This window comes from Acinetobacter sp. YH12145, from assembly GCF_013418335.1.
Classification (GTDB): domain Bacteria; phylum Pseudomonadota; class Gammaproteobacteria; order Pseudomonadales; family Moraxellaceae; genus Acinetobacter; species Acinetobacter amyesii.
In genome coordinates this window covers 149113-173397 of record NZ_VPCE01000005.1, presented here as the reverse complement: position 1 = coordinate 173397, position 24285 = coordinate 149113, and the positions used below count along the sequence as shown (strand labels likewise).

The window sequence follows — 24285 nt, the reverse complement described above, 5'->3', positions numbered from 1 at the left end:
ACAACAATTTAAAAACAACCTCAATTTCAGGATGAAATGATGAAAAAACCACAAGCTCTTTTATGCGCAATCATCGCTGCATCAGCAGTGATCGCCAGTACACAATCCCAAGCGGCGGCAGGACTCCAACATGTCACCGCCAACAGCTCGGCAAACTATGCCAAGACCAAATATCCGATTGTGTTTACCCATGGTATGTTCGGGTTTACTCGCATTGGTTTTGACAGCTTTGGCATGGATTATTTTTATCAAATTTTGCCAGATTTAGCTCGTAATGGGGCCAATACCTTTGCTGCCCAAGTTTCTCCGCTAGAGTCGACAGAAGTCCGTGGTGAGCAATTGCTCTCTCAAGTCGAAGAAGTTCTTGCTCTGACCGGCCAACCCAAAGTGAACCTCATTGGTCATTCACATGGTGGACCGACAACTCGCTATATTGCAGCGATCAAACCTGAATATGTAGCTTCGGTGACTGGGGTTGCAGGCACTTATCGTGGCTCTCTAGTCGCAGATAAAATCCAAGCGAATAAAACTATTAATTCAGTCTTTGGGGTCCTTGGTGATCAACTCTTAGCACCGATTATTACTTGGGCTGAAGGCAACTCGAGTCTACCCAACAGTGTTGATGCATCACTTACCGCGATCAGTGAAAAAGGTTCTGCTGAATTTAATGCGAAATTTCCAACTGCAGCACTGGCTGCGAACTGCAATCAGTCGGGTGCCAAAGTCGACAAAGGCGTGTATTACTACTCATGGACAGGTACAGCGCAAACCACAAATGTATTAGATGTACTAGATACAGTGATTAGTCAGCTTGCCCCTTTGGCCTATGGAAATCGTGACAATGACGGTTTGGTTGGACGCTGTAGCACCCACATCGGACAAGTAATCCGTGATGATTACAATCACAACCACTTAGATGAAGTGAATATGATCTTTGGCCTACGCAGCCTATTTTCACCTGACCCAGTTGCGCTCTATCGCCAACATGCCAATCGTTTAAAGTTACAGGGACTTTAACTCAAAAGTTAGTTCCCTTTCAGTAGTGAACAGGACGTCTTTGGACGTCCTTTTTTATTTACAATTTTCTTACTTGTAAGCATTAAATAAATTAATTCAATAAGTTATTAAATCATAACAACTAAAATAAACGATCAAAATAAAAGACAAATGTATATAAATATGCATGTCATCTGAATGCAGCCCATGTCCTAAAATGACATGGAATTTCAAACCGAGCATGAAAAAATGACAAGGCATCTTTGTCTATTCAAACTCTCTAAAATCAAAGATATGGCCTAGCCAATCACAAAGATGTTGCTTAAAAACAGAGAGTATTTTCATTATTAAAAAGTAATAAAAACAGCATCAGATCAAGGAACATTTATGCGATCTTTAGTAAACACGGCCAAGATGGCCTCTGTAGCTGCAGTTGCAGGCTTAGCGATGAGTATATCGGCAAGCACTCAAGCTGCGCCTAGCGCCCTCCAGGTGAAGGAAACGGCAAAATCTGACTACGCAAAAACCAAATATCCAATTTTAATGGTGCATGGTTGGCTCGGTTGGTCACGTATCGGCACTGACACCATCGGACTAGATTATTGGTACCAAATCTTGCCAGATATGGCACGAAATGGCTCAACCGTATTCGCAGCGCAATTATCTCCTGCAAATACTACAGCACATCGTGGTGAGCAGTTAATTGCACAAGTTGAAGATGTTTTGGCTATTACAGGGAAACCAAAACTTAACTTAATTGGTCACTCTCATGGTGGTCCAACTGTATTGTATGTTGCTCAAACAAAACCACAGTACATTGCGTCTATTACAGGTGTTGCAGGTACCTATCACGGCTCTAAAGTAGCGGATGATATTCAAGGCAACTCACTTTCTCGTACTGCCTTCAATATTTTAGGCGATTATATTGTCGGCCCACTGATTGCTTTAGGTCAGACAAAACCTGAGCTTGAAATTGATTTCGATGCTTCTATGAAATCATTATCACAAACAGGTTCTGCTACATTTAACAGTACGGTTGCAAAATCTGCTGTAGCTGACGGTGTTTTGGCATCTTCAGAAAATTGCAGCAAAAACTTAAAGCAAGTCGACAGCAAAGGCATCCAATACTATTCATGGACCGGTGTTGCGCAAACCACGAATCTACTTGATATCGACACGATCCTGATGCAACTCGGGCCATTGTCTTATGGCAATAAAGACAATGATGGTATGGTTGCACGTTGTAGTGCTTATATCGGTAAAGTCATTAATGACAGTTACAAACTTAACCATACCGATTTAGCCAATATGATGTTCGGCTTAACAGGTCTATTTGCACAAGATCCTGTGGCGCTGTACCGTCAACATGCAAACCGTTTAAAACTGCAAGGACTTTAATTCTTATCGTTGAAATTTAAATGCAATAAGGGGGCTTCTGCTCTCTTATTTGCTTTTATCAATCTGAAAATTCGTGATCTTTTATTTTGTTACATTTAGCGTCACAGTTAATCTTTTTCAATTTGCAACAGGTGATCTTTATTGCTTTATTAGAAGTGACAATAAATATTGTCATAAAACAATAATACATTGAGGATCGCTCATGAAATACGGATCATTTTTAGCAGGTTTAATTGCAGCTACGTTCATCAGTAATGTATCTGCATCGCAAGCAACCCAAGTCACTGCCAAAGCTAGTTCCAGCTATGCAAAGACCAAATATCCAATCGTATTCAACCATGGTATGGGTGGTTTTATTACCGTTGGTACGGACTCATTTGGACTCGACTATTGGTATCAAATCCTTCCTGATCTTGCCCGAAATGGTGCAAATGTTTGGGCAACTCGCGTATCGCCTTTTAACTCTACCGAAGTGCGTGGCGAACAGCTTCTACAACAAGTTCTTGAAATCCAAGCACTCACAGGTGCGGATAAAGTGAATTTAATTGGACATAGTCATGGTGGACCAACGATTCGTTATGTTGCCGGTGTTCGCCCAGATGTCGTGGCTTCATTAACCAGTGTTGCAGGACCTCATCAAGGCTCCCCTGTTGCAGACTTAATTTTAAAAGCTGAAGGCACCGCTGTCGAAGCACCCTTGGTTGGAGCTGTGAATTTTGTCTCTAAAGCCATCGTTTGGGCGCAAGGTCTAGATCCAAAGACTTACCCTCATGATGCATTGGCAGGTGGTTCAAGTTTAACGCTAGCGGGTTCTGCAAAGTACAATGCCGCATTCCCTCTGGGCTTGCCTAAATCCAATTGTGCTGATGGCAATAGCGTTGAGAAAGGCATTTATAACTATTCATTTACAGGTGTGGGCCAAATCACCAATATTTTAGATTTAGACTCAGCACTAAAAGTGACCGCATTACTGATCGATGGCGGAAAAGACAATGATGGCCTCGTATCACGCTGTAGTGCCAAATTTGGTAAAACCATTCGTGATAACTACAACTGGAACCATTTAGATGAAGTCAACCAAGTGCTTGGTCTCAAAGCGTTGTTCGCACCAGATCCTGTCGACGTTTATCGTCAACATGCCAATCGTTTAAAACTTCAAGGTTTATAATTTAGTAAAGCTATACATTAAACCCTGTAAATTCAGGGTTTAATGATATTTTCATCAATCAATTCACAAAATTATCTTCATTCCATCGATTAGTTCGCACATTTTACTTTCCTTTTCTTATAATCCTTAATGACAATAAAAATTGTCAAATATACGCGTTTGTCTATTTCCAAACTGAACTAAATCGCAGTTTAAAAACCAAAACAAAAAGAAAGGAATGAAAAAATGAAAGGAAAATTGCTCTGCGCCACGCTCCTTGCAAGTATGGCAGTGACCCAAACGCATGCTGCATTGGGTATACAACAAGCGACCACTAAAAAAGTCATCGACAATTATGCTGAAACCCAATACCCCCTAGTGTTTGTACACGGGATGTTTGGTTTTAATCGCTTAGGCGGTGCCGTTTTTGGTCTGGATTATTGGTATCAAGTTCTTCCCGATTTGGCAAGCCATAAAGCTACGGCCTTTGCTACACAAATCTCCCCGTTGGAATCCATTGAAGTTCGTGGAGAACAACTGTTAGACCAAGTTGAACAAGTAGTTGCCATTACTGGCAAACCCAAAGTGAATTTAATTGGTCACTCACATGGTGGCCCTACGGCTCGATATATTGCTGGCGTACGACCTGATTTGGTTGCCTCTGTCAGTACAGTCGCAGGCACTAATGACGGTTCACCTGTGGCGGATTTAGTACAGAGCGTACCGATTTTAAATGGCGTATTAGCGACTGTTATGGATGCATTAATGACCCCAGTGATTAACTTCGCCCAGCAGTCCAATCTGCCTTCAAATTTTAAAGCTTCGATCTATAGTATGTCTAAACCGGGAGTCAAAGCCTTTAATGCAAAATTCTCACTGGGTATGCCTGCAACTAAATGTGCTGATGGCCCAAGTGTTGCCAATGGCATTAGCTTCTATTCATGGACAGGTATTTCTAACACCACCAACTTACTTGATCCAGATACGATCTTTACCGCAATGGGGCCAATTGCATTTAGCGGACAACCGAACGACGGCTTAGTGAGCCAATGCAGCAGTAAATTAGGTAAAACCGTCCGTGATAATTACAAGTGGAACCATTTCGATGAAGTCAATCAAGTATTGGGCTTGAAGGGACTATTTGCACCAGACCCTGTTTCAGTCTACCGTCAACATGCCAATCGTTTGAAACTTCAAGGTTTATAACTTTCTTTCATGCATAAAAAAATGCACCAAAAGGCGCATTTTTTTACAGCGTTGTAAAACAAATTATTTTGCTTTACGAGCTGGTAATTTTTCACGAATACGTGCAGCTTTACCAGACAATTCACGTAGGTAGTAAAGTTTAGCACGACGAACGTCACCACGACGTTTCACTTCGATACCAGCAACGATTGGTGAGTGAGTTTGGAATACACGCTCAACACCGAAACCGCTAGAAATTTTACGTACTGTGAACGCAGAGTTCAAACCACGGTTTTTCTTAGCAATTACAACACCTTCAAATGCCTGAAGACGTTCACGCTCACCTTCTTTTACTTTAACTTGAACAACTACTGTGTCACCAGGAGCAAAAGCAGGGATGTCTTGTTTCAACTGTGCATTTTCAACAGCTTGTACTAAAGGATGTTTACCGCTCATGGGGTATCTCCGATTATGCGAGTTAGAAGAGGTCTAATCATCGCTGGGGCTAGAGGCTAAAGCGCATAGACCCGATTGACTTTCCCTTTATGCTTGACCGCTTCAATGCATAAAGAGCCTAATATAAGATTTAAAAAATTTAAACCTTGGAATCTTTTAGCCATTTCTTTTGCTGCTTGGTCAATTCAACTTTTTCAACCAACTCAGGTCGGCGTTCTAAAGTGCGTTGATATCGCTGCAAAAACCGCCATTTCTCAATATTGGCATGATGTCCCGATTTTAATACTTCAGGAACATCTAAACCTTCAAAATGGTCTGGCTTGGTATATTGTGGGCAATCTAAAAGACCATCCACAAATGAGTCTTGCACATGTGATTGCTCATCAGACATTGCACCCGGAAGTCTCCGAATCACACTATCCAATAAAACCATCGCAGGGAGTTCACCACCAGATAAAACGTAATCGCCTATTGACCATTCCTGATCAACATATTGTTGGATCAAACGCTCATCAACTCCTTCATAACGACCACACAATACAATTAATCCATCATATTTGACGAAATCTTGTACTGCAGGTTCATTTAAGGTCTTTCCTTGCGGCGACATATACACCACAGGGACATGAACAGCACCCGCTTGCTTGGCAAGCTCTTTGGCACGATGAATTGCTTTCGCTAATGGCTCAGCCATCATCACCATACCTGGACCACCACCAAATGGACGTTCATCCACTCTTTTGTAGTTGCCCTCAGCAAATTCGCGTGGATTGATACAATGAACTTGCACAATGTCACGTTTTGCTGCGCGCCCGCTAATACCGTAGGCTGTAATCGCTTCAAACATTTCAGGAAAAAGCGTAATGACTGCAAAAAACATCGCAGACTCCTCTATTTTCCTGCTGCGTCAATCCTTAAAGGATTAATAATCTACGCCCCAATTTACGTAGATACGACCAGCTTCGAGATCAACACGCTGTACTACATCTTTATGCCATGGAATCATTCGCTCTTCGCTATCGACACTGTCAGCAGTAGCGCGAACTACCATCACGTCGTTAGCACCTGTTTCAAACAATTCGTGGATTTGACCGAGGTTGACTTCTTGTTCATCTTCTCCAAGACCTAACACTGTTAAGCCCTTCAAATCTGACCAGTAATACTCGTCCACGCCTGCTTGAGGCAGTTGCGATTTAGAAATCCAGATATTTGCGCCAACCAAGTTATCTGCTGCGGTACGATCACTCACACCTTTTAGCGAAACAACCAAGCCTTTGCCATGTGGTTTCCAACGTTTTACATCTACTGTTTGCCAACCTGCTTTGGTCTCAATGTACCAAGGGAGGTAGTCAAAAATATTGCTCATAGGTTCTGTATTGGAATAGACCCAGAGCCACCCATTTAATCCATATGCTGAACGTAGCTGTCCAATCTGAATACGATCTTCGGGAACATTCTGTGTTGGTGTCATGGGCAACCTACTACTAATTAAGCAGTAGCTGCAGCTTTCTTAGCTTCAGCAGCTAAAGAAGCAACACGTTCTGAAGGTTGAGCACCTTGTGAAACCCAGTGAGCAAAACGGTCAGCATCTAAACGAAGTTTTTCTGCTTTACCTTGAGCTGTAGGGTTGAAGAAACCGATACGTTCGATGAAACGACCGTCACGTGCATTACGGCTATCAGTCACAATGATTTGATAGAACGGACGTTTTTTAGCACCACCGCGTGCAAGACGAATAACAACCATGATAGAACCTTATAGTTTTTACGGATTATCCCTGTACCGACCATCGATACATTTCAAACCCCTTTCATAGAGGGCAATATTTTACGTGAAATTTGCCCTGAATGAAAGATCAAAAAGTGTTTATCCACAATTTTGAATTTAAGGTTATTTGCCGTCCCAGTTTGAGGTGGCGGATGGAATACACGACGAGCCTTTAGTCCAGCATTTTTGGCTATTATGATTGAGTACCACTTCTCCATTGCCATCCTGCATACCTTCAGGAACAGCCTTCAAAGTCCATGTGCCTGCTGTCACATTTGAAATCTCTAATTCATATAACTTTTTTGCCGAACTTGGATAATCTGCTGAAACCCCAAGGTCAGTCAAAGTTATTGGTTGTCCAGCTTTTAAAAACGTGGAATTTAGCATCTTATAACGTTGTAGAACTGACGCAACTCGCACCATTTCTGTTTGAACATCAACACGATTCGATTTTACAACGTATTGTGTATAGGATGGATATGCTATAGCTGCCAATATACCAATGATCGCAACAACAATTAATAATTCAATTAACGTAAAACCATGATTATTTACCATAATTGACCACCGCTTTTATTAGATTCATCCCACGGCTCACATTGAAAATCAACATCACTCGCTAAATGTGATTTACACTTTAGCCCATTACTCCCCATCAAGAAATAATAGTTCTTCGGATCAACAGGAGGTACAACTTTAATATACCAGCCCCTTCCTTGAACTCCTGCAGTTAAACTTTTTGATGTATCGTCCATATCATATATATTTAAAATATATCCATCAGGCATCTCTACTGATGTCGCTGTAAAATTTCGATAATTAAAATTTCGAGCCCGATAATTTTCAAGCTGTTCAGAAACTTTTAAAATTTCTTGTTGAACTTTAGTTTCAGTGCTTTTACGAATATAGCTTTGATAACTTGGTATTGCGATTGCGGCAATAATCGCAAGGATTACCACCACAACCATAAGCTCAATCAGAGTGAATCCATTTTCTTTATTCATTGAATCCCCCTAATTAACGTTCGTACCAACGTTGTGAAATAAACTTCGTTTTACCTTGATACGACTTTAATGGCTTATCTGTCGGCAAGTTAAGTACTAATCCACGTTTTTTGTCAATACCACCAAAACTAATACCAATATTTCCTCGACCTAATTCAATATCATCCGGACGGTTTTCTGAAACATTATTACCTGACGCATCTTTTTTCAGACACTGACCAAATGGAAGACAATATTGTTGCGCAATACTTTTTCCTCGGACGCCACCCACACAATCGACATCAGATATATCAACAGTTGAATCAAAAACGCTAATATACAAATCATTATCGATAGCAACGTTATCATTCAAAATACGATTTTTTGAAGGTAACGTGTAATACCATCCACCATTTGATAGTGACACGCCAGTATTACCATTTGCATTTGCAACCAGTTTTTTACCACCTTGCCCTGATGGTGAGACATCGATTGTGCTTAATTCACTATCTTTTAAAACAGATAAGTTTCGTTTGGTCACATCTTTATCATAAACAACATATAAAGCATCATTCTGATTTTCGGCAGACATAGGGTAACTTAAATTACCCGATCCAATAGTCAAAACACCAAAATAACCATTAACGGAGTTATGAATTGTAAATGTTGGAGTCGAATAAAAACGTGGAACTTTAGCCGCTGTTGACATATCTAAAATACGGACTGCTCGCTTCGCAAAGTTTTCTGTATCGCCTGCATTACTAGAAGCATTCAAATCTACACGCCATACTTGCCCACCAAGATCACCAAAATATAAATGATCTGCTAAACCATCATTATTGCGATCGATAGCTTTAATTTGACTGACAACACTACGTTTCATGTTTTCTGCATAGGTCGCATTATTCTGTGTTGAATTTGATCCAACATTCGCACTAGACCACCAAAGCAATGAACCGTCATCCGCGTCAAACATATACACGCCTGCACCTTTATCAATACTTGATGATGGGCTGTAATTAATATTACTTTCGTAAGCTACATTGTCATAGCCACCACCAACAAGCATGACAAGTTTACGCTCACCCTGCCAATTCACCCAAGTCAAGGTTGGCTTAGACCAACTTTGTCCCATATATCGTATTGCAGAATTAGTCGAATTTGCAGGATCAATTTTAAATTTTAATTTAGGTGTACCACCACTTGAGGTTACATCAGATAAATCCAGAGCATAATAGCTACTTCCGCCCATTCTCAATCCACCATATAACCACTGTTTACCACCTTTTACTGTGACTTCTGGTTCTTTTGAAGTATTATCGGTCTTCTTCGTGACATATTCAGTATAAGCAGTCCATTGACCATCTATACCGTAATTTAAAGTGCCACCTTGTTGGGTTTGATTTAAGAAACCTTGAGATTGGTTTTCAACCATCTCATTTGGCATAAATGTAAAGACTTCTTTACCTGCATTAGAGTCTGTTCTGGTTTTTCCTGCACGAATAATATGTAATAGACCTTGTGTAGTGCCAAAAACAATTAGGTCATCACGATCTGTATAGGTTAAATCACCAGTTTCATCATTGTAAGCTGTCGTACCCGACTGAGTAATCAGCACTGGTTTTGAATGCATAACCGCACCCATTTGGCGTAAGGTTGCATTACTTTGAGTTAAATAATTTGAAAAGTTGGTTTGCGTTGCTGTACTAGTATCAGTTTCCAACGTTTTTGCCATCGTAGCACCAACATCGTAACCAAATAACGCTGCGATATAGCCACGTTGTGGATCTTTAGAAAAATTATTGGAAGCATTTAACGTTTTTAAATCAGTCGTCTTCACTTGAACTAAATTAGAATCGTCAGAAATAGTCGAACCCACACCTTGAGCATCAATTTTGCGGTCAGTAAAAATTTTTCGTTCGTTACTATCAACCATACCTAATTTAAATTGACTCAAAGCACCGCCAACCCGAACCTCAATATCTTCCTCGATATCCGCCGTACCCACTCTTTTAATTTTTGTAATAGTTTTCTTAATTGAATTATCTGACCAGAAATCATTAGGGTCATCAACACTAATTTGTGTTGTAGAGTCAATAATATTTTTACCATCACGATCTAACAAAACGTTATTTTTTACTTCGTATTTTTTAAGGTTACCAATCCAAGTATTAACTTTCGAATCTGGTTGTGGATCAAACTGCGGGAAATAACCCCATGGTTGAATATTTTGCGTATCTAAGTTATCTACAGGAATTGTGACAGAACCTGTAGTTACTGGAGGAATATACTTTTGCAGTTTTTTTAGAAACGCATTTACACTCGTGACAATATCTTGTTCATTATTACCCAAGTAACTTCCACCTAAACCTAACTCTCCCCACTTATCTGCATCTTTCTCATCTGAAGTTGATTTATTACTGAAATCACTACCAAATCCCACTACAGCTGTTTTAATTGTCACTCCTGCTGGATTTGAATTTGGATCAAGTAAAGCATTTGTATATGCCCCTATACAATCCCACCCGTTAGGTATAGACATATGAGAACCACTACTATATCCAGATGAATATTTCCCCAAAGTGCTTTCATTGTTACAAGAAAAACTAGCCCCTTTTGCACCCAAAGATTTCTTCATAAAATCTTCTAGTACACTTCGTTTATATTGATCTCGAACATTATTGCCATTGGAGTTATAATAAGTCGGAGCACCATCTGTTAAAAAGTAAATTCCCTGCGTATTACATTGTTTAGAGGAATCAATAGTATATTCTCTAGTATTTGTTTTTGAGTTAATAGCAGATGGACGAATGTAATTTGTCGCATCACTTATATTACTCCTATTAGCAGAAAAACCTGATGCAGATCCAGCAGTTGATACTCCTGATGTTGTTTGTCCCATCAAATACGCAGCTACTTCAGCATAGGCATATCCTGTTGGAGTACCACCATTAGCATTTAACGCATTTACAGCCCGTATCATTTTTTTCCGGTGAGTTTCTTTTGCGGAAGTACTATAGTATGTTGTTGTAACAGTATATGTACCCGTACCTGTTTGTGTATATGTCCTCGTGCTTGTAATTTGTGCAGATCGATATTGTGTTCGTGTACAATTTGTACTTGAACAACTTGCATCACCTGTAGTTATACTTCCAAATTCTGGAGATCCCGCAATAGGTGTTGATTTAGCTGAGTCAGAGACTCCACCTACACCGACAGCAGAATTTTCAGAATTTGAAGTAACGTTACTAAAATCAGCAACTGTTTTTACTGAGCTTTCCCAAGATGTACAATTATAATTCGATTCATTCCATGAAATACATTCTTTAGGATTAATGACACCACTGGTAGCATTAGCTGTACCAATAAGTGTCCAATCTGGAGAATTTGTTACCCCCCAACTTCCACCACTACTACTATTTATTGTAGTCGGTGTCCATCCATCATTCACCCCCGCTGGCGACCAATTACTGGGATTACACCAACTATTACCCCAAATTCCACAGTCTCTTACTCTTGTACCTGACTGTGTACGAGATTGATTTGTTGCAGTCCATTTTCTCGATTCTGTAATTGTTCTAGTAACTGGACGAGAGAATGTTTGCTGCGTCTGAAATACTGGTCGATTACCAGATAAAATTGTCTCTTCTCCTAAAGGTCTTGCTTCAAGCTTTACCCTCCCAAAAGGCCCATTTCTATCAGGAGAGCTAAATTCCGAAAGCCCTGTTACAAGTCTATCTGGTAGCGGCTCTATTCCAGTTGCCACATCACCTTGAAGCAACTTAATCATGCCCCGCTTTAGGTTGCCAATACGATCTTCATCCCCCATACTTCCCGACACATCCATCATAAACATTAATGTGGTTTGTGTAGTCTGCGGACTCTTATATAACTCAATATCACTTGCATAACTTGGAAGTGCCGAACAAATGAGCGATGTCATCATTGCAGATTGGATAGCGATAACTAGTTTTTTATATTTCATATTCATTTCAATCTCCCAATTCCTTAATTTTTTGACGCATAACTAATGACGGCATAATCCATGACCTGTTGGCTATAAGGCACACCAAGATCACTAAAGCACTCCGCTACCGTCGTTTGATCTGGATATTTAGTCGACTTGTCATTAATATGATTTTTAAAACAGTTATTGATTTGTGTATCAAAACTTGCCCAACCTGATCCTGAACCACTCGCTGCCCCTGGAATAATCGTTGTTACGATAATCTGTACCGGTTGGACTTGATCAAGTTGTACTGTAGATGCGTCGGTTCCTAGAGGGTAAAACTTAAAAGGAACATCTGTTGATAAACTACTTTTCTTCACAGCCACTTGCGAAATCATAAAGTCTCGACCACTACTGTAGTCACTAGACGTATATTTACAAAAACCTTTCGAACCAAGTTCAGAATTATTAATATCATCAGCCCCTGTCGGATAAACAATACTGGCATTCTGAATATTAAAAACTTGTTTCTGAGTCTTCGGGCGATAACAAAACACCAATTCTTTATTTAAAAAAGCATCAGACTTCACCATTCCAAATAACCCCAATGAACTTAAGTTTTTTTGAAAAATTGCTGAATTTTGATTATCACGTTCAAGTGAGAAAAAAACTGCATCGGCTGTTTGACGCATTAAACTTTGTACTTGGCTATTTGTTGCAACATTCAATCCTACCAAACTTTGTTTAACAGCAAGCGTCCCAATTAAAACCATAAAAATAAGCACGAACAGTACAACTATGAGTGTTGCCCCTTTTTGATATTGCTTCATTTATAGGTCCTCCATGAGACCATAGCCATTTCTTAAAGCTACAGTTTGACTCACAACTTCTCGAGCAAATTTTTCTTTTGAACTCGCATCATTTAATGTCACTTGTTTATTTAAAACTCGAAATGCTGTAGGTAGAGCATCATTGCCAGAAATTGAATCAAAACCACGCACTAAAGCACCTAACTGTATAGACATGATCCGTGGTCGAGGGGATCCGTCTTTAGTTAAAACATTATTCGCCCCCATATATTGGTCAATTGTCATGTAACTAAACTCATCTGAATTATTTTGCTTCACGCCAAGAAGTACATGAAAATAATCAACACGTCGCATAATGATTTGGCTGTTTTCCCCTAAACCACTAATTCCAACAGGCAAACTGTCTGTCGCCACTAATGTTTTATAACGACCCGCATCACACACCAAAGCTAAATCAGAAGATTTTCCATCAGGTCTCAAGTAATAGCGCTGAACTACAAACGTTCCTTCCTCAATTTCTTCTTGAGTAAAACTACCACCCTCACAATCAAAACCATTAGGATCAAAGACTTTATACTGTATTACCAATTGATCACTTCCATCACCAACATTACTTGGCCCTACATCAGCCAAAGATAAATTAGCGATATTTACAGTTGCATTCGTTAACGTTAAAGGTAGATTTGCTGACTGAACTTCTAATTCTTCAGGTGTCAAAGAGGAGTAACTTTTTAAACTTGTTAGAACAATACCACTATATTTGTTACGGTCATTTATGACAGATAAATCAGCATCTAAATTCGCCAACTTTATATCTTTAATAATAAAATTTAGGCCAAAGTTTCCATTATCTTGGAGCTCAGCCAAGTTTTTTTGCAAACTGTAGTTAATACTTCCAGTTAGAAATAGCTGCATTGCTGCCCCAATAACTATTAAACCTATAACTAAGGAGACCATTAACTCAATTAAAGTAAAACCTTTAGAATTTTTCATTAATAAGCCTCCAAAACGATACATTTTGAACTAGACAAAAAGCTGCCATTCTGTGTACAGCTAGTTGCTGCAGAGCCATCCACTGGATTAGTCTCGCCCCAAGCGACAAATACACAGTTCCTACTGCTTTCATCACCAGGACAATCATTTACAGCTACCTTCATCCCTAAAGTATTCGCTCTAAATAAAATTTGATTCACATCTTCTTGAGCAAATTCAGCACTACTACATTTCGATGTATTTGTACATTGTGGAGAATAACTTGTTATATAGTATTTACCTGTCAATGCATTCGTATAAGCATCCACAATCTTTTCACTATCATCTGCGCCCACAGTAAATTTAGTTAATCCTTGCTTATTTGCTCTCATTCGCTCAGATAAATCACGTGCTAAATTCATTGCTTGGATCCGCTTTGAAGCATCTAATGAAGCTTCCATTGCCCTAATTTGCAGCATTGAAAAACCAAGCACACCTATAGATAAAAGTAATAGTGCAACAATGACTTCAACTAAACCTATGCCTTTCTCATGTATATTTTTCATTATTCACAGCTCCCTGCAAAAGCTGATATTTTATTGGACGCTACACGACCAAAACTTGTTAAATAAATAAAACGATCTACTTGATCACGTGATAATTTTATTTCCAAATTCGTTGGTAAAGTTGCTACATTGCCTTGTGGTAAAAATACAATTGTTGTCAATGGTGAAATGGTTGAAACACTCCAATTTCCACTAGCACAACTACCTGCATTAAATGCTAAATCAACGTCTTCTGGGATCATCCAATAACGGTCCGTTGGCGTATCTTGTCCTGAAGCATTAAGATGAATCGTGATTTGTTTACGACTTAAAACAGCATCTGATCTTGCTTGTGTAAGCGCCTTTTCAAAATCAGTTGTCGTTCGCTCTATCTGTCTTCTATCTATTGAATCCGCCATATTAGGAGCAGCAATCATTGCAACAATTGCAACAATTGCTAAAGTCACAATCAGCTCAATTAACGTAAATCCATTATTTTTCTGCATACTCCCCCCAAGGCGCGCCAAACTTTACCCTATTAAAAATAATATCCAATTAAATTACAAAACAAACACAAATAAGGATAAAAGGCATAAAAAAACAGATAATTGCCAAAAAGCAATTATCTGTCAATTCTTAAAAAAATTCAGAATGTTAAGTCATTAACACTTTATGCTTGAGTTACAGGAATACGTAACTCTTTTGGCAAACTAAATGTAATATTTTCTTCGCGACCATCCAATTCTTGCGGCGCTTTTGCCCCCCAATCTTGTAGTCGCTGAATTACTTGTTTAATTAAAATTTCAGGCGCAGATGCTCCTGCAGTTACACCAATTTTAGTATGTTCATTAAACCATTCTTGCTGTAACTGATCGGCATTGTCTACCAAATACGCATGCTTACCCATCCGTTCTGCCAATTCACGTAATCGGTTCGAATTCGAAGAGTTCGGTGAACCCACAACCAATACAACATCACATTGCTCAGCCAGATCACGTACGGCATCTTGGCGGTTTTGAGTGGCATAACAAATATCATCTTTACGCGGCCCCTGAATTTCAGGGAACTTCTGACGTAGAGCATCAATCACTTTTGCTGTGTCATCTATAGAAAGCGTTGTCTGAGTTACAAACGCTACTTTTTCAGGATGCACCACTTTGAGATCAGCAACATCTTGTTCATCTTCAACCAAATAAATCGAACCACCATTTTTAGTGTCATACTGACCCATTGTCCCTTCAACTTCTGGGTGACCTTCATGACCAATCAAGATCGCTTCTACCCCTTCACGGGCATACTTGGTCACTTCGATATGTACTTTAGTCACCAAAGGGCAAGTCGCATCAAAAACTTTTAGCCCACGGCGTTCAGCTTCTTGTTGTACCGCTTTAGATACACCATGCGCACTGAAAATCACGATATTGTCATCTGGCACTTCATCCAGTTCATCCACAAATATCGCACCGCGTTGACGCAAGTCGTCCACCACAAATTTATTGTGTACTACTTCGTGACGTACATAAATGGGTGGGTTAAAGCATTCCAATGCACGGTTCACAATCGCGATGGCGCGATCAACACCTGCACAGAAACCGCGTGGATTAGCTAAAACAATTTCCATAGAATCCTCAATGCCCACTCAATTTTACGGGTATCACTTGAAATAAATGTAAACAATAGACGTCTGACTATTTTGTTTGGCGCGCGTCTACTCTAAAATAGAGAAGATATTTTATCATATCAGGAAAAATATCATGTCGGGTCTCTTGTTTGTCGTTTCTGCTGCTTCGGGAACGGGCAAAACATCCCTCGTTAAAGCCCTGCTTGAACGTGTAAACAATTTACATGTCTCTGTTTCTCATACCACTCGTGGTCAGCGTCCTGGCGAATTAGACGGCGTACATTACCATTTTGCAAAAAAAGAAGATTTTCTATCTTTAGTAAATGAAGGCGGCTTCATTGAATATGCAGAAGTTTTTGGTAATTATTACGGTACTGCACAGCGCACAGTAAAAGAACAATTGGCCAAAGGTCATGACGTTTTACTTGAAATTGACTGGCAAGGTGCTGAACAGGTTCGTAAACTTTTTCCTGAATCTAGACAAATTTTTATTCTCCCTCCGAGTCAGTTCGATTTACGTCAACGTTTATCCAATCGTGGTACAGACTCTGTTGAAGTGATTGAACATCGCCTAAGCTGTGCCGTAGAAGATATGCAGCAATACGTTAATTTTGACTATATCATTATTAATGATGACTTTAATAAAGCACTGCATGACTTAGAGTCCGTGATTATTGCCAATCGTCTTGTTTTAAAACAACAGGCCATGCGTCACGAAAAATTGATTGAGAAATTAATCACCCCTACGGAACAGTGATTAAAACTTGAGTCTATAGGCAAAGCGCCTTATACTGCACAGTCTGTTAAAAATTTATATTCAAACGAGAATTCTTATGGCACGCGTAACCGTTGAAGATTGTTTAGACCATGTAGACAACCGCTTTGAGCTTGTACTAGTGGCAAGCAAACGCGCGCGTCAATTGGCACGTCAAGGTATCGAACCTACTGTTGAGTGGGACAATGACAAACCAACCGTTGTTGCTCTTCGTGAAATCGCAGCGGGTCACGTTTCTAAAGACATTTTGAAACAACGTGAACAAGACTACCAAACTTCAAGTTTAGACCTTGCACTTTCTGCAAATAACCTAAACTTAGACGGTTTTTCTTTCCAATAAGATAAACCTGACCTTAAAAGCCTAGTTTTTAACTAGGCTTTTTTTATGGATTCTCTTTAATATTTTACTCAGAACAGTTATAACATAAGCTTAAGAAGTGCAAAGCAAGCAAAAAAGATTTTCATTTTTTTAAACTAAAAAATTGACAAGTCATGCGATATGCATTTCATTAAAGTATTAACCGTTTCATTTGTAAATTAGTAGTAAAAGGGTGTTCTATGCCAGGCCCAATGGTCAGCCAAGCCAAGCAACAGTTAAATGTGATTATCGACGCTTACCTTTCAGTAAGTGATGTCGAACGCGTGCTTGAAGCTTGCGACTATGCGGATATTGCCCATGATGGCATTACACGTAAAAGTGGCGAACCCTACATCCTTCACCCAATTGCGGTGAGCTGTATTTTGGCGCATATGCGTCTTGATGCGGAAACTTTAATGGCTGCTTTACTACATGATGTCATCGAAGATACTGAATTTACCAAACAAGATATTACTGAAAAATTTGGTCTGACCGTTGCTGAACTCGTCGATGGCGTCACCAAACTCAGCCACTCTAGTGATAAAGAATATAATAAAGCCGCATCCTTCCGTAAAATTCTGCAAGCCACACTACAAGACCCACGTGTCATTATTATTAAACTAGCAGATCGCTATCATAATATGACCACACTAGGTGCTTTACGCCCCGATAAGCGTGCTCGTATTGCCCAAGAAACCTTTGAAATTTTTGTGCCTATGGCACGCCTTGTCGGTATGAATGAAATGGCCGACAACCTTGAACATTTGTGTTATCAAAATCTCGACTTAGATATGTATAACAATGTTCAAGAAGCTTTATTACAAACCAAACCGAAACGCTGCGAATACCAAACCAAGTGGGAAAATAACCTCACCGCCTTACTAGAACAACACCATATTTCAGGTCGAATTAAAAAGAAGAATAATAATATTGAATTACTTCGTCACTTTGTAAAAAACGATATCGATCTGCAAGAGCTTACCCATAGTCATGCCTTTGAAATTATTTTACAAAGCATTGCAGACTGTGACCGACTTGCTGATATCCTCAAAGAAAGCTTTAAAGTTCTAAATTACGCCGATCATATCCGTCGCCCGTTACCCGGTGGCAACCAGTCACTGATGATGCGCTTAAAAGGCGAAAAGACTATTTTGTCTCTGACCATCCAAACGGAGTTGATGCGTAAAGCGGCGCGCTTTGGTGTGGTTCTCGGTGAAAATGCACCACAAGCTTGTCGCTCAGCGATCCAAGCCTCCATGCAAAATTTAAACGTGTTAGTCGATGGCGCATGTGCCAAGACCACATTTAGTGAATTACTCGATTATCTACATCAAGAGAAAATTTGGGTTTATACCCCACATGGTCATTTGCATGAACTCCCTCAGGGTGCCACAGCGGTTGATTTCGCTTATTCAGCAAGCTTATTTTTGGGCAACCATGCCGTTGGTGCGAAAATTGATGGGGAAACCAAGCCCCTTTCAACACCATTACTGAGTGGTCAAGTGATTGAAATTATTACTGATGTTCTTGCAACACCAAACCCTGACTGGCTAAGCTTTATTAATACCCAAAAAGCCCGCCGCGCATTACAAAATATCCTCCGTGACCAAGACCAAGATGAACAACGTTTAGTTGGTCAGCAAGCTTTAAATCGCGCATTAAAACTCTTTAACCGTTCTGTAAGTGATTTGACATTAGCGGATTGGGAAAATGTGCTGAATTGGCGTCATTTAAATGATAAAGAACAATTATTTGAACAGATTGCCGTGGGGGACTTACTACCTCAATTGGTTGCCAATCATTTATATGCTCAAGATACCATTCAGACTTCAAACTCTGCACGCTTAATCTTGGGCACTGATGGTGTCGACGTTAAATATGCGCACTGCTGTAACCCTGTTTTAGGTGATCCAATACAAGGGCATTTATCACGTCGTGGTTTGATTGTGCACCGTTCACGTTGTCATAATTTATTGCATGAACAACATTTACATCCTGAAAATATCATGCCTTTACACTGGACTACAGAAGACAGTGAAGACATTAGTTTTACAGCCTATTTATGCTTAAACATGCTGTTAAATGATGAACAAATTTCAGAGCTGATCTATCTATGCCGTAAAGAAAAAGTCGGTGTAGAAACTGTCCGCTCACATGAAGAAAAAACCTATGTGAATATTGTTGTACACAACCGTAAACAAATTGCCGAAATTATCCGTAATTTAAGAATGCATTTTGGCTTCCCACGCATCAGTCGTTTGGCACAAGCTGTTGCCATTGCTGAGCCTGCGAAAGTTGCCAGCTAACCTGACACAACGCATAATTATATGTGATGTGTCTGTGATGATAATAGGAGAAATAGATGTCCCGCCAGGTAATCCATACTGAAAATGCACCCGCTGCAATTGGTACTTACTCACAAGCCATTTTAGTGCGTGACACTTTGTATTTATCAGGTCAAATTGGCTTAGATCCATATAGCATGGAGCTGGTAGAAGGCATTGAAGCTCAAATTCGCCGTGTATTCGACAACTTAAAAGCGGTATGTGAAGCTGCAGGTGGTACGCTAGCAGATATCGCTAAGCTGAATATTTTCCTCACTGACCTTTCTAACTTCCAATTGGTCAACCAAATTATGGGAGAATACTTTGCTCAACCTTACCCAGCACGCGCAGCATTGGGTGTAGCAAGTCTACCAAAAGGTGCATTGGTTGAAATGGATGGCGTGGTGATTATTAATCAATAAGTTAGTAAACATCGCTTAAGCCCTTCACGAAATATCACATCCCAAAAGAACAAAAGCCTCACATGGAAATCTGAGCATTACTCAGATTTCCACTTAAATGACATTTTTTATTCAAAAACTCAATCACCTTAAAAGCATTTTTAAATGATTTTTATTGACAAACGATAATAATTATCAATAATATTACTTATCCCATTTATTCACTTGGTTTGATTTCATGTACGTTTGTTTGTGCCGTGGTATTACTGATCAAGACATTAAAGATGCAATTGCCAATGGCGCAGAAAGCTATCGTGAAGTTCGCGATATGCTCGATTTAGGCACCTGTTGTGGTCGCTGCGCTCCTGAAGCACGTATGATCATCAGTGATGAAGTTGCGCAAATTGCAGCCCGTATCGCAATTGCTGCATAAACCAAGCTTTTAAATTTCCTCAACAATCATAATTATAAAACCAATGGTCTCAGACCATTCCTCCTCCCCCGCTTCTGACTCTAAGCGGGTTTTTATTTATTAAAACCCTGAAAATTAGCGCCTTGTTTTGATTGTGATTTTCATTTGCTGTTCTATAAAACACTCGCTAAATTACACTTTGTTGTTTAAGATATTTCTATTCTAATATCGAATTTATATTGCTTAGTTCGAGCTTTATTGCAGTTAAGGAGTCAGACATGAAAGGCAATCGTGATGTAATTAATCAGTTAAATCAGGTGCTTTATCATCATTTAACTGCAATTAACCAATATTTTCTTCATTCACGGATGTTTAACGATTGGGGCATTGAGCAACTGGGCTCTGCGGAATATAAAGAATCAATCCGTCAAATGAAGCATGCTGATAAAATTATTGAGCGAATTTTGTTTTTAGAAGGTTTACCAAATTTACAGCACCTCGGTAAACTCTATATCGGTCAGCATACCGTTGAAGTCTTAAATTGTGATGTACGTAAAGTCAAAGAGAACATTGAAGCCATTCAAACTGCAGTTAAACTAGCAGAAGAACAGTTAGATTATGTCACTCGAGATCTGGCTCAAGAAATTTTAGAGAAAGAAGAAGAATGGTTGGATTGGACTACGACACAGCTAGACCTTGTTGATTCTGTGGGTATAGAAAATTATATTCAAAGTCAGATTTAAACTTAATAAAAAACCCGCGGATGCGGGTTTTTTATATTAAAGTTTTCTTAAAGCTTTACACGACAGGGAACACCATTAGGTAGGTCACATTCTATTGTCTCTTCACTCGGATACTTTGGTTTTGCGTTAATTATATTCATAGAATCGATTGTCCAACTGCTAGCATCAGTAATCGTTTCACAAGAACGAATAACAGGTGCTAAAGGTAATGTTGTATCATCTTGATCAAATAAGTTATATGCGACAGAATTACTATAGGCTTTTGCTTCTTGCATACATGCACGTGTAGATGCAATAGAAGATTGTTCTTGATATAGAGGCAAAGCAATAGCAAATAAAATCCCAATTATTGCGACAACCACCATTAACTCTACCAAGGTAAAACCAGATTTCATTGCGCAACTCTCAAAATTAATCACACTATACGAGGTATTAGCAAAAAACATACCAAAATATAAGTTTATGTTTATTAAGTATTTTTATATTTATTGAAATAAAAATTGTCACAACTTAACATATTTTGTAATTTACCATGGTCGCAAATCAACAGCAGCTATTAATTTTCTTTCTTCTTTACTAAATAGTACAACCATATCTAGATTATTAGCTCTTAATGGAACCCAGCTATCTGCATTCGGATATTTTTGAACAACCGATTGAACACTTTTTTCTGAGTTGAAACGATTGAGCAAAGGAATACCCACTAAGACACTATGTTCAGTTCCATTTTTTAAATAAAAAGGAGTATAAAAAGATGTATCTCTTAAATTAGTTTTAGAAATTAATAAATTTTTTCTTGATTCATAATAATTGCTATTTAAGCTAACAAATTCTGGTTTTTGGAATATTGCTGAAAAAAAATCCACCGTATCTCCACCATCTATCAACTCATTTTTTCTAACTGTTTCAAAGTTATATCCTGCAAACACTAGGTATAAAGGTCTCGCTTGGTTTAACGTATACAAGCCATATATAAAAGCAGAAAATTGGATTAAAATAATTACAAATATATCAAATTTTAAAGAAGCCTTCGTTTTATCATATATTATAAAGCCCAAAATTGGCCCTAAAATCACATCAATTGCAAAAACAATAACAGCGATATCTACCACACCTAAAGCTCTATACAATGGATATGGATACCAAATAAAAAATACGAAATAACTAGCCACTAGTGCAACGCAGCAAGAAATCAAAAAGTGAATAATAAAAAAAGTAAACCTATTCATTTTTATAAAATCTAACATTATATTTTCAATTCCAAAATTTTCGATTTTTCAATCTTAAAACCATATAAAATATTTAGCTTATGTAATACATTATTCAAAATTTCAATTTTATCATTTGAAATCAATATTTGAGAGAACTTTAATAGGTTAAAAAATGTCGGCTTCATAGCTACAACTTTCTCTAGTTGAAAAATTTCATCGTCAGTTAGCTTTCTAGTTTTCGGTATAGCAATGAGTTTTAACTCAGCCTCCAACTGATCTAGGAAGTATACTTTTTGAGGCACACTATAATACTTATCCCCACTTAATCCCGCATTTACTGCCCGATGATTTTCTTGTACTATCCACCCGTATTCCCACCATATTCTCACCATTAAAAAAACATATAGAAAAATTACAAAGTAAAAATATGACAATCTAACAGTTATTACATGCACACCTTTATTTGATACAGCTTGTAAAATACCAATTAAAATCCCTACAGGTAGTAAAAAATATGCATAATCCAAAGGAAATTCAAAAAAAGCATGAATAAAAAACACAAAAACCATTAAATATATTAATAATAATTCACATCTAGGTAGGTGTATAAAAATTTTAACCATAAAAATAAATGTAAAAATTACAATTAATAAGCCAACAACAATACCATTCCACAGCAGTATGTCTAAAATTATATTATGTGAACTTGTATACCAGACCTTCATGCTGTTAATGTGGTAATACTGTGATAATTGTACTTGCCCCCAACCATATCCAAACCATGGTTGATCATATATATAACTTAAATAATTTTTCCACATGTCTATACGATCATACCCAGTGGTAATTCTTTGTTGCATACTTGATTTAATTATTATATTTAGACCTACAGATTCATTTAATCTAACATTCAATTCTTGAGTAAAAAAAGTTAAAAACCAAAAAATTAAATTCATGTAAAATATTGACTTTATTCTTATATTATCGAAATATTTACTATAAAAAATAATATATAGTGTTATAAATAAAAACGTTATTAAGCTAGTTCTAGATTGTGTCAAAACCAAAGAAAATATAAATATGAAAGAGAGAGTATTAGTAATAAGCCAACCTATATTTTCTTTTTCACGAAGATATAGCAATCCAACTAACGCAGCAAGTAAAAAGCTAGCCAAATGATTTGGTTGTGCAAAATTACCATACATTCTCGAACTATTTCTTTCAATTATCCAGGAAATATCTGCACTTAACCCCAACCATTGAACAATTGAAATTAGAGATTGAAAAATTGCACAAATCACAAATAGAAATATAATTTTATTTAAAATACCCGGATCTTTTTTGTAATAATTATAACCAAATATAATTGATAGGAAAAATCCTATTAAATAACTACTTGATAAAAAAGCAGTACTCCAATAAATAATTATTCCGAACTGATATTGGATAATTGGAATTAATATAATAAAGATTAAAAATAAATTTATATAGGGGATTTCAATTTTTGTATTTTCTTTAAAAAAAACAATTACTACAATAAAAAAAAATAATGAAGTAAAAGCACAATAATCACTAATAAAAGTTACCCATGGTTGAAAGTAACTCGTATTTAACCATGCTAAAGCCAACATGATAGCAGACAATAGCAACATAGTATTTTTTATTAGGTTTTTATCCATTTACGCTTATCCAAAAAAAACCACCCTCATAAGAGGATGGTTTTTTTACTTATACGTTCTTAAGAAAGAGTACAAGTTGCGCCGTTTTCAAGGTCACAAGTAACAGTTGTATTGTTACCATTTTTAATTGTGCCTACAACATCAGTAGTAATAGCTGTTGGCGTAGTAATGTTTGAACACGCGCTTGCTGTTGGTGCAGGAATTGAACCCGCACCATTTGGATCAAGGAATTGAGCCAATGCTACGTTTGCATATGCTTTTGTTTCACCTAAACATGCTTTGTCTGATGAGTTACGTGTATAGTTTTGGTACGCAGGAATCGCAATCGCAGCAAGAATACCGATAATTGCAACAACGATCATTAATTCGATAAGAGTAAAACCCTTTTGAACTGATTTCATAACATTCTCCACAAATGTTTTTTAATTTAATTATTTAATAAAGCTATATAGCTTGTTTTATAAATAGCACAGAGCGTGCCAAGATTTATTATAGTGAAAATAACAGAAAAAACAGCACTTTAAAAAAATATTTTTATTTTTTGTAATCATTAC

26 protein-coding genes are annotated in these 24285 nt (G+C 38.1%); 10 read left to right on the top strand and 16 right to left on the bottom strand.

Annotated elements, in window-relative coordinates:
* The first annotated feature begins 36 nt into the window (after positions 1–36).
* From FTU80_RS06695 to FTU80_RS06680, 4 genes are all read left to right on the top strand, one after another.
* The gene (locus FTU80_RS06695; protein ID WP_373685179.1) at positions 37–1017 is read left to right on the top strand and encodes a lipase family alpha/beta hydrolase; all 981 of its coding nucleotides are present in this window, start codon (positions 37–39) and stop codon (positions 1015–1017) included.
* Between the two features lie 366 nt (positions 1018–1383).
* Positions 1384–2394, top strand: coding sequence for a triacylglycerol lipase (locus FTU80_RS06690; RefSeq protein WP_180084580.1), 1011 nt, complete (start codon positions 1384–1386; stop codon positions 2392–2394).
* Between the two features lie 202 nt (positions 2395–2596).
* The gene (locus tag FTU80_RS06685; protein ID WP_078192507.1) at positions 2597–3562 is read left to right on the top strand and encodes a triacylglycerol lipase; all 966 of its coding nucleotides are present in this window, start codon (positions 2597–2599) and stop codon (positions 3560–3562) included.
* 225 nt (positions 3563–3787) lie between these two features.
* Positions 3788–4747, top strand: coding sequence for a triacylglycerol lipase (locus FTU80_RS06680; protein WP_180084579.1), 960 nt, complete (start codon positions 3788–3790; stop codon positions 4745–4747).
* 63 nt (positions 4748–4810) lie between these two features.
* Here FTU80_RS06680 and rplS read toward each other — a convergent pair whose 3' ends face one another.
* The 12 genes from rplS to ispH all read right to left on the bottom strand — a co-directional run bounded on the left by rplS (position 4811) and on the right by ispH (position 15828).
* Positions 4811–5182, bottom strand: coding sequence for a 50S ribosomal protein L19 (gene rplS, locus FTU80_RS06675; RefSeq protein WP_078189351.1), 372 nt, complete (start codon positions 5180–5182; stop codon positions 4811–4813).
* 139 nt (positions 5183–5321) lie between these two features.
* Positions 5322–6062 (bottom strand): tRNA (guanosine(37)-N1)-methyltransferase TrmD, encoded by a 741-nt coding sequence (trmD, locus tag FTU80_RS06670; protein ID WP_180004770.1) that lies wholly within the window; start codon positions 6060–6062, stop codon positions 5322–5324.
* A 42-nt stretch (positions 6063–6104) separates the two neighbouring features.
* Positions 6105–6653, bottom strand: coding sequence for a ribosome maturation factor RimM (gene rimM, locus FTU80_RS06665; RefSeq protein ID WP_078189353.1), 549 nt, complete (start codon positions 6651–6653; stop codon positions 6105–6107).
* Between the two features lie 17 nt (positions 6654–6670).
* A complete protein-coding gene (rpsP, locus tag FTU80_RS06660) occupies positions 6671–6928 on the bottom strand; it encodes a 30S ribosomal protein S16 (protein WP_078189354.1) in 258 nt (85 codons plus the stop codon).
* Between the two features lie 144 nt (positions 6929–7072).
* On the bottom strand, positions 7073–7507 hold the full coding sequence (locus FTU80_RS06655; protein ID WP_180084578.1) for a type IV pilin protein: 435 nt from the start codon (positions 7505–7507) through the stop codon (positions 7073–7075).
* A complete protein-coding gene (locus FTU80_RS06650) occupies positions 7501–7953 on the bottom strand; it encodes a type IV pilin protein (RefSeq protein WP_180084577.1) in 453 nt (150 codons plus the stop codon). The genes FTU80_RS06655 and FTU80_RS06650 overlap by 7 nt, the downstream gene beginning before the upstream one ends.
* Before the next feature lie 13 nt (positions 7954–7966).
* Positions 7967–11923 carry a pilus assembly protein gene (locus FTU80_RS06645; RefSeq protein WP_180084576.1) on the bottom strand — a complete coding sequence of 1319 codons (3957 nt, stop codon included), beginning with the start codon at positions 11921–11923 and terminating at the stop codon, positions 7967–7969.
* A 17-nt stretch (positions 11924–11940) separates the two neighbouring features.
* Positions 11941–12711 carry a pilus assembly protein gene (locus tag FTU80_RS06640; protein ID WP_180084575.1) on the bottom strand — a complete coding sequence of 257 codons (771 nt, stop codon included), beginning with the start codon at positions 12709–12711 and terminating at the stop codon, positions 11941–11943.
* Entirely contained in the window at positions 12712–13683 is a 972-nt protein-coding gene (locus FTU80_RS06635; protein WP_180084574.1) for a PilW family protein, read from the bottom strand.
* A complete protein-coding gene (pilV, locus tag FTU80_RS06630) occupies positions 13683–14228 on the bottom strand; it encodes a type IV pilus modification protein PilV (protein WP_180084573.1) in 546 nt (181 codons plus the stop codon). Before pilV ends, FTU80_RS06635 begins: the two co-directional genes overlap by 1 nt.
* Positions 14228–14713, bottom strand: coding sequence for a GspH/FimT family pseudopilin (locus FTU80_RS06625; protein WP_180084572.1), 486 nt, complete (start codon positions 14711–14713; stop codon positions 14228–14230). Before FTU80_RS06625 ends, pilV begins: the two co-directional genes overlap by 1 nt.
* A gap of 164 nt (positions 14714–14877) precedes the next feature.
* Positions 14878–15828, bottom strand: coding sequence for a 4-hydroxy-3-methylbut-2-enyl diphosphate reductase (ispH, locus tag FTU80_RS06620; RefSeq protein WP_180084571.1), 951 nt, complete (start codon positions 15826–15828; stop codon positions 14878–14880).
* Between the two features lie 133 nt (positions 15829–15961).
* Between ispH and gmk the strand changes: the two genes are divergently transcribed.
* The 6 genes from gmk to bfr all read left to right on the top strand — a co-directional run bounded on the left by gmk (position 15962) and on the right by bfr (position 20841).
* Entirely contained in the window at positions 15962–16585 is a 624-nt protein-coding gene (gmk, locus tag FTU80_RS06615; protein WP_078192517.1) for a guanylate kinase, read from the top strand.
* 76 nt (positions 16586–16661) lie between these two features.
* Positions 16662–16943 carry a DNA-directed RNA polymerase subunit omega gene (gene rpoZ, locus FTU80_RS06610; protein ID WP_067762989.1) on the top strand — a complete coding sequence of 94 codons (282 nt, stop codon included), beginning with the start codon at positions 16662–16664 and terminating at the stop codon, positions 16941–16943.
* A 218-nt stretch (positions 16944–17161) separates the two neighbouring features.
* Positions 17162–19267, top strand: coding sequence for a bifunctional (p)ppGpp synthetase/guanosine-3',5'-bis(diphosphate) 3'-pyrophosphohydrolase (locus FTU80_RS06605; protein ID WP_180084570.1), 2106 nt, complete (start codon positions 17162–17164; stop codon positions 19265–19267).
* 56 nt (positions 19268–19323) lie between these two features.
* Positions 19324–19707, top strand: coding sequence for a RidA family protein (locus tag FTU80_RS06600; protein WP_180084569.1), 384 nt, complete (start codon positions 19324–19326; stop codon positions 19705–19707).
* Positions 19708–19924: 217 nt separating this feature from the next.
* Positions 19925–20119, top strand: coding sequence for a bacterioferritin-associated ferredoxin (locus FTU80_RS06595; protein WP_078192519.1), 195 nt, complete (start codon positions 19925–19927; stop codon positions 20117–20119).
* Positions 20120–20376: 257 nt separating this feature from the next.
* On the top strand, positions 20377–20841 hold the full coding sequence (gene bfr, locus FTU80_RS06590; protein ID WP_180084568.1) for a bacterioferritin: 465 nt from the start codon (positions 20377–20379) through the stop codon (positions 20839–20841).
* Positions 20842–20888: 47 nt separating this feature from the next.
* On the opposite strand, the gene FTU80_RS16485 is transcribed toward bfr, so the two are convergent.
* The 4 genes from FTU80_RS16485 to FTU80_RS16480 all read right to left on the bottom strand — a co-directional run bounded on the left by FTU80_RS16485 (position 20889) and on the right by FTU80_RS16480 (position 24132).
* Entirely contained in the window at positions 20889–21236 is a 348-nt protein-coding gene (locus tag FTU80_RS16485; protein WP_180084567.1) for a type IV pilin protein, read from the bottom strand.
* Between the two features lie 132 nt (positions 21237–21368).
* Positions 21369–22088, bottom strand: a complete 720-nt coding sequence (tfpZ, locus tag FTU80_RS06580; protein WP_180084566.1) for a TfpX/TfpZ family type IV pilin accessory protein — start codon at positions 22086–22088, stop codon at positions 21369–21371.
* The gene (locus tag FTU80_RS06575; RefSeq protein WP_180084565.1) at positions 22088–23731 is read right to left on the bottom strand and encodes a PglL family O-oligosaccharyltransferase; all 1644 of its coding nucleotides are present in this window, start codon (positions 23729–23731) and stop codon (positions 22088–22090) included. Before FTU80_RS06575 ends, tfpZ begins: the two co-directional genes overlap by 1 nt.
* A gap of 59 nt (positions 23732–23790) precedes the next feature.
* Positions 23791–24132 (bottom strand): prepilin-type N-terminal cleavage/methylation domain-containing protein, encoded by a 342-nt coding sequence (locus tag FTU80_RS16480; RefSeq protein ID WP_180084564.1) that lies wholly within the window; start codon positions 24130–24132, stop codon positions 23791–23793.
* Positions 24133–24285: the final 153 nt, after the last annotated feature.

Bases quoted from the DNA above. Each gene is read 5' to 3' on its own strand.
- FTU80_RS06645 (WP_180084576.1), bottom strand. From the start codon at position 11,923: ATGAATATGAAATATAAAAAACTAGTTATCGCTATCCAATCTGCAATG.
- FTU80_RS06680 (WP_180084579.1), top strand. From the start codon at position 3,788: ATGAAAGGAAAATTGCTCTGCGCCACGCTCCTTGCAAGTATGGCAGTG.
- rplS (WP_078189351.1), bottom strand. From the start codon at position 5,182: ATGAGCGGTAAACATCCTTTAGTACAAGCTGTTGAAAATGCACAGTTG.
- FTU80_RS06575 (WP_180084565.1), bottom strand. From the start codon at position 23,731: ATGGATAAAAACCTAATAAAAAATACTATGTTGCTATTGTCTGCTATC.
- rimM (WP_078189353.1), bottom strand. From the start codon at position 6,653: ATGACACCAACACAGAATGTTCCCGAAGATCGTATTCAGATTGGACAG.
- bfr (WP_180084568.1), top strand. From the start codon at position 20,377: ATGAAAGGCAATCGTGATGTAATTAATCAGTTAAATCAGGTGCTTTAT.
- FTU80_RS06625 (WP_180084572.1), bottom strand. From the start codon at position 14,713: ATGCAGAAAAATAATGGATTTACGTTAATTGAGCTGATTGTGACTTTA.
- trmD (WP_180004770.1), bottom strand. From the start codon at position 6,062: ATGTTTTTTGCAGTCATTACGCTTTTTCCTGAAATGTTTGAAGCGATT.
- FTU80_RS06635 (WP_180084574.1), bottom strand. From the start codon at position 13,683: ATGAAAAATTCTAAAGGTTTTACTTTAATTGAGTTAATGGTCTCCTTA.
- FTU80_RS06595 (WP_078192519.1), top strand. From the start codon at position 19,925: ATGTACGTTTGTTTGTGCCGTGGTATTACTGATCAAGACATTAAAGAT.
- FTU80_RS06600 (WP_180084569.1), top strand. From the start codon at position 19,324: ATGTCCCGCCAGGTAATCCATACTGAAAATGCACCCGCTGCAATTGGT.
- FTU80_RS16485 (WP_180084567.1), bottom strand. From the start codon at position 21,236: ATGAAATCTGGTTTTACCTTGGTAGAGTTAATGGTGGTTGTCGCAATA.
- FTU80_RS06690 (WP_180084580.1), top strand. From the start codon at position 1,384: ATGCGATCTTTAGTAAACACGGCCAAGATGGCCTCTGTAGCTGCAGTT.
- FTU80_RS16480 (WP_180084564.1), bottom strand. From the start codon at position 24,132: ATGAAATCAGTTCAAAAGGGTTTTACTCTTATCGAATTAATGATCGTT.
- rpsP (WP_078189354.1), bottom strand. From the start codon at position 6,928: ATGGTTGTTATTCGTCTTGCACGCGGTGGTGCTAAAAAACGTCCGTTC.
- tfpZ (WP_180084566.1), bottom strand. From the start codon at position 22,088: ATGTTAGATTTTATAAAAATGAATAGGTTTACTTTTTTTATTATTCAC.
- rpoZ (WP_067762989.1), top strand. From the start codon at position 16,662: ATGGCACGCGTAACCGTTGAAGATTGTTTAGACCATGTAGACAACCGC.
- FTU80_RS06605 (WP_180084570.1), top strand. From the start codon at position 17,162: ATGCCAGGCCCAATGGTCAGCCAAGCCAAGCAACAGTTAAATGTGATT.
- FTU80_RS06655 (WP_180084578.1), bottom strand. From the start codon at position 7,507: ATGGTAAATAATCATGGTTTTACGTTAATTGAATTATTAATTGTTGTT.
- FTU80_RS06650 (WP_180084577.1), bottom strand. From the start codon at position 7,953: ATGAATAAAGAAAATGGATTCACTCTGATTGAGCTTATGGTTGTGGTG.
- FTU80_RS06685 (WP_078192507.1), top strand. From the start codon at position 2,597: ATGAAATACGGATCATTTTTAGCAGGTTTAATTGCAGCTACGTTCATC.
- FTU80_RS06695 (WP_373685179.1), top strand. From the start codon at position 37: ATGATGAAAAAACCACAAGCTCTTTTATGCGCAATCATCGCTGCATCA.
- pilV (WP_180084573.1), bottom strand. From the start codon at position 14,228: ATGAAAAATATACATGAGAAAGGCATAGGTTTAGTTGAAGTCATTGTT.
- gmk (WP_078192517.1), top strand. From the start codon at position 15,962: ATGTCGGGTCTCTTGTTTGTCGTTTCTGCTGCTTCGGGAACGGGCAAA.
- ispH (WP_180084571.1), bottom strand. From the start codon at position 15,828: ATGGAAATTGTTTTAGCTAATCCACGCGGTTTCTGTGCAGGTGTTGAT.
- FTU80_RS06640 (WP_180084575.1), bottom strand. From the start codon at position 12,711: ATGAAGCAATATCAAAAAGGGGCAACACTCATAGTTGTACTGTTCGTG.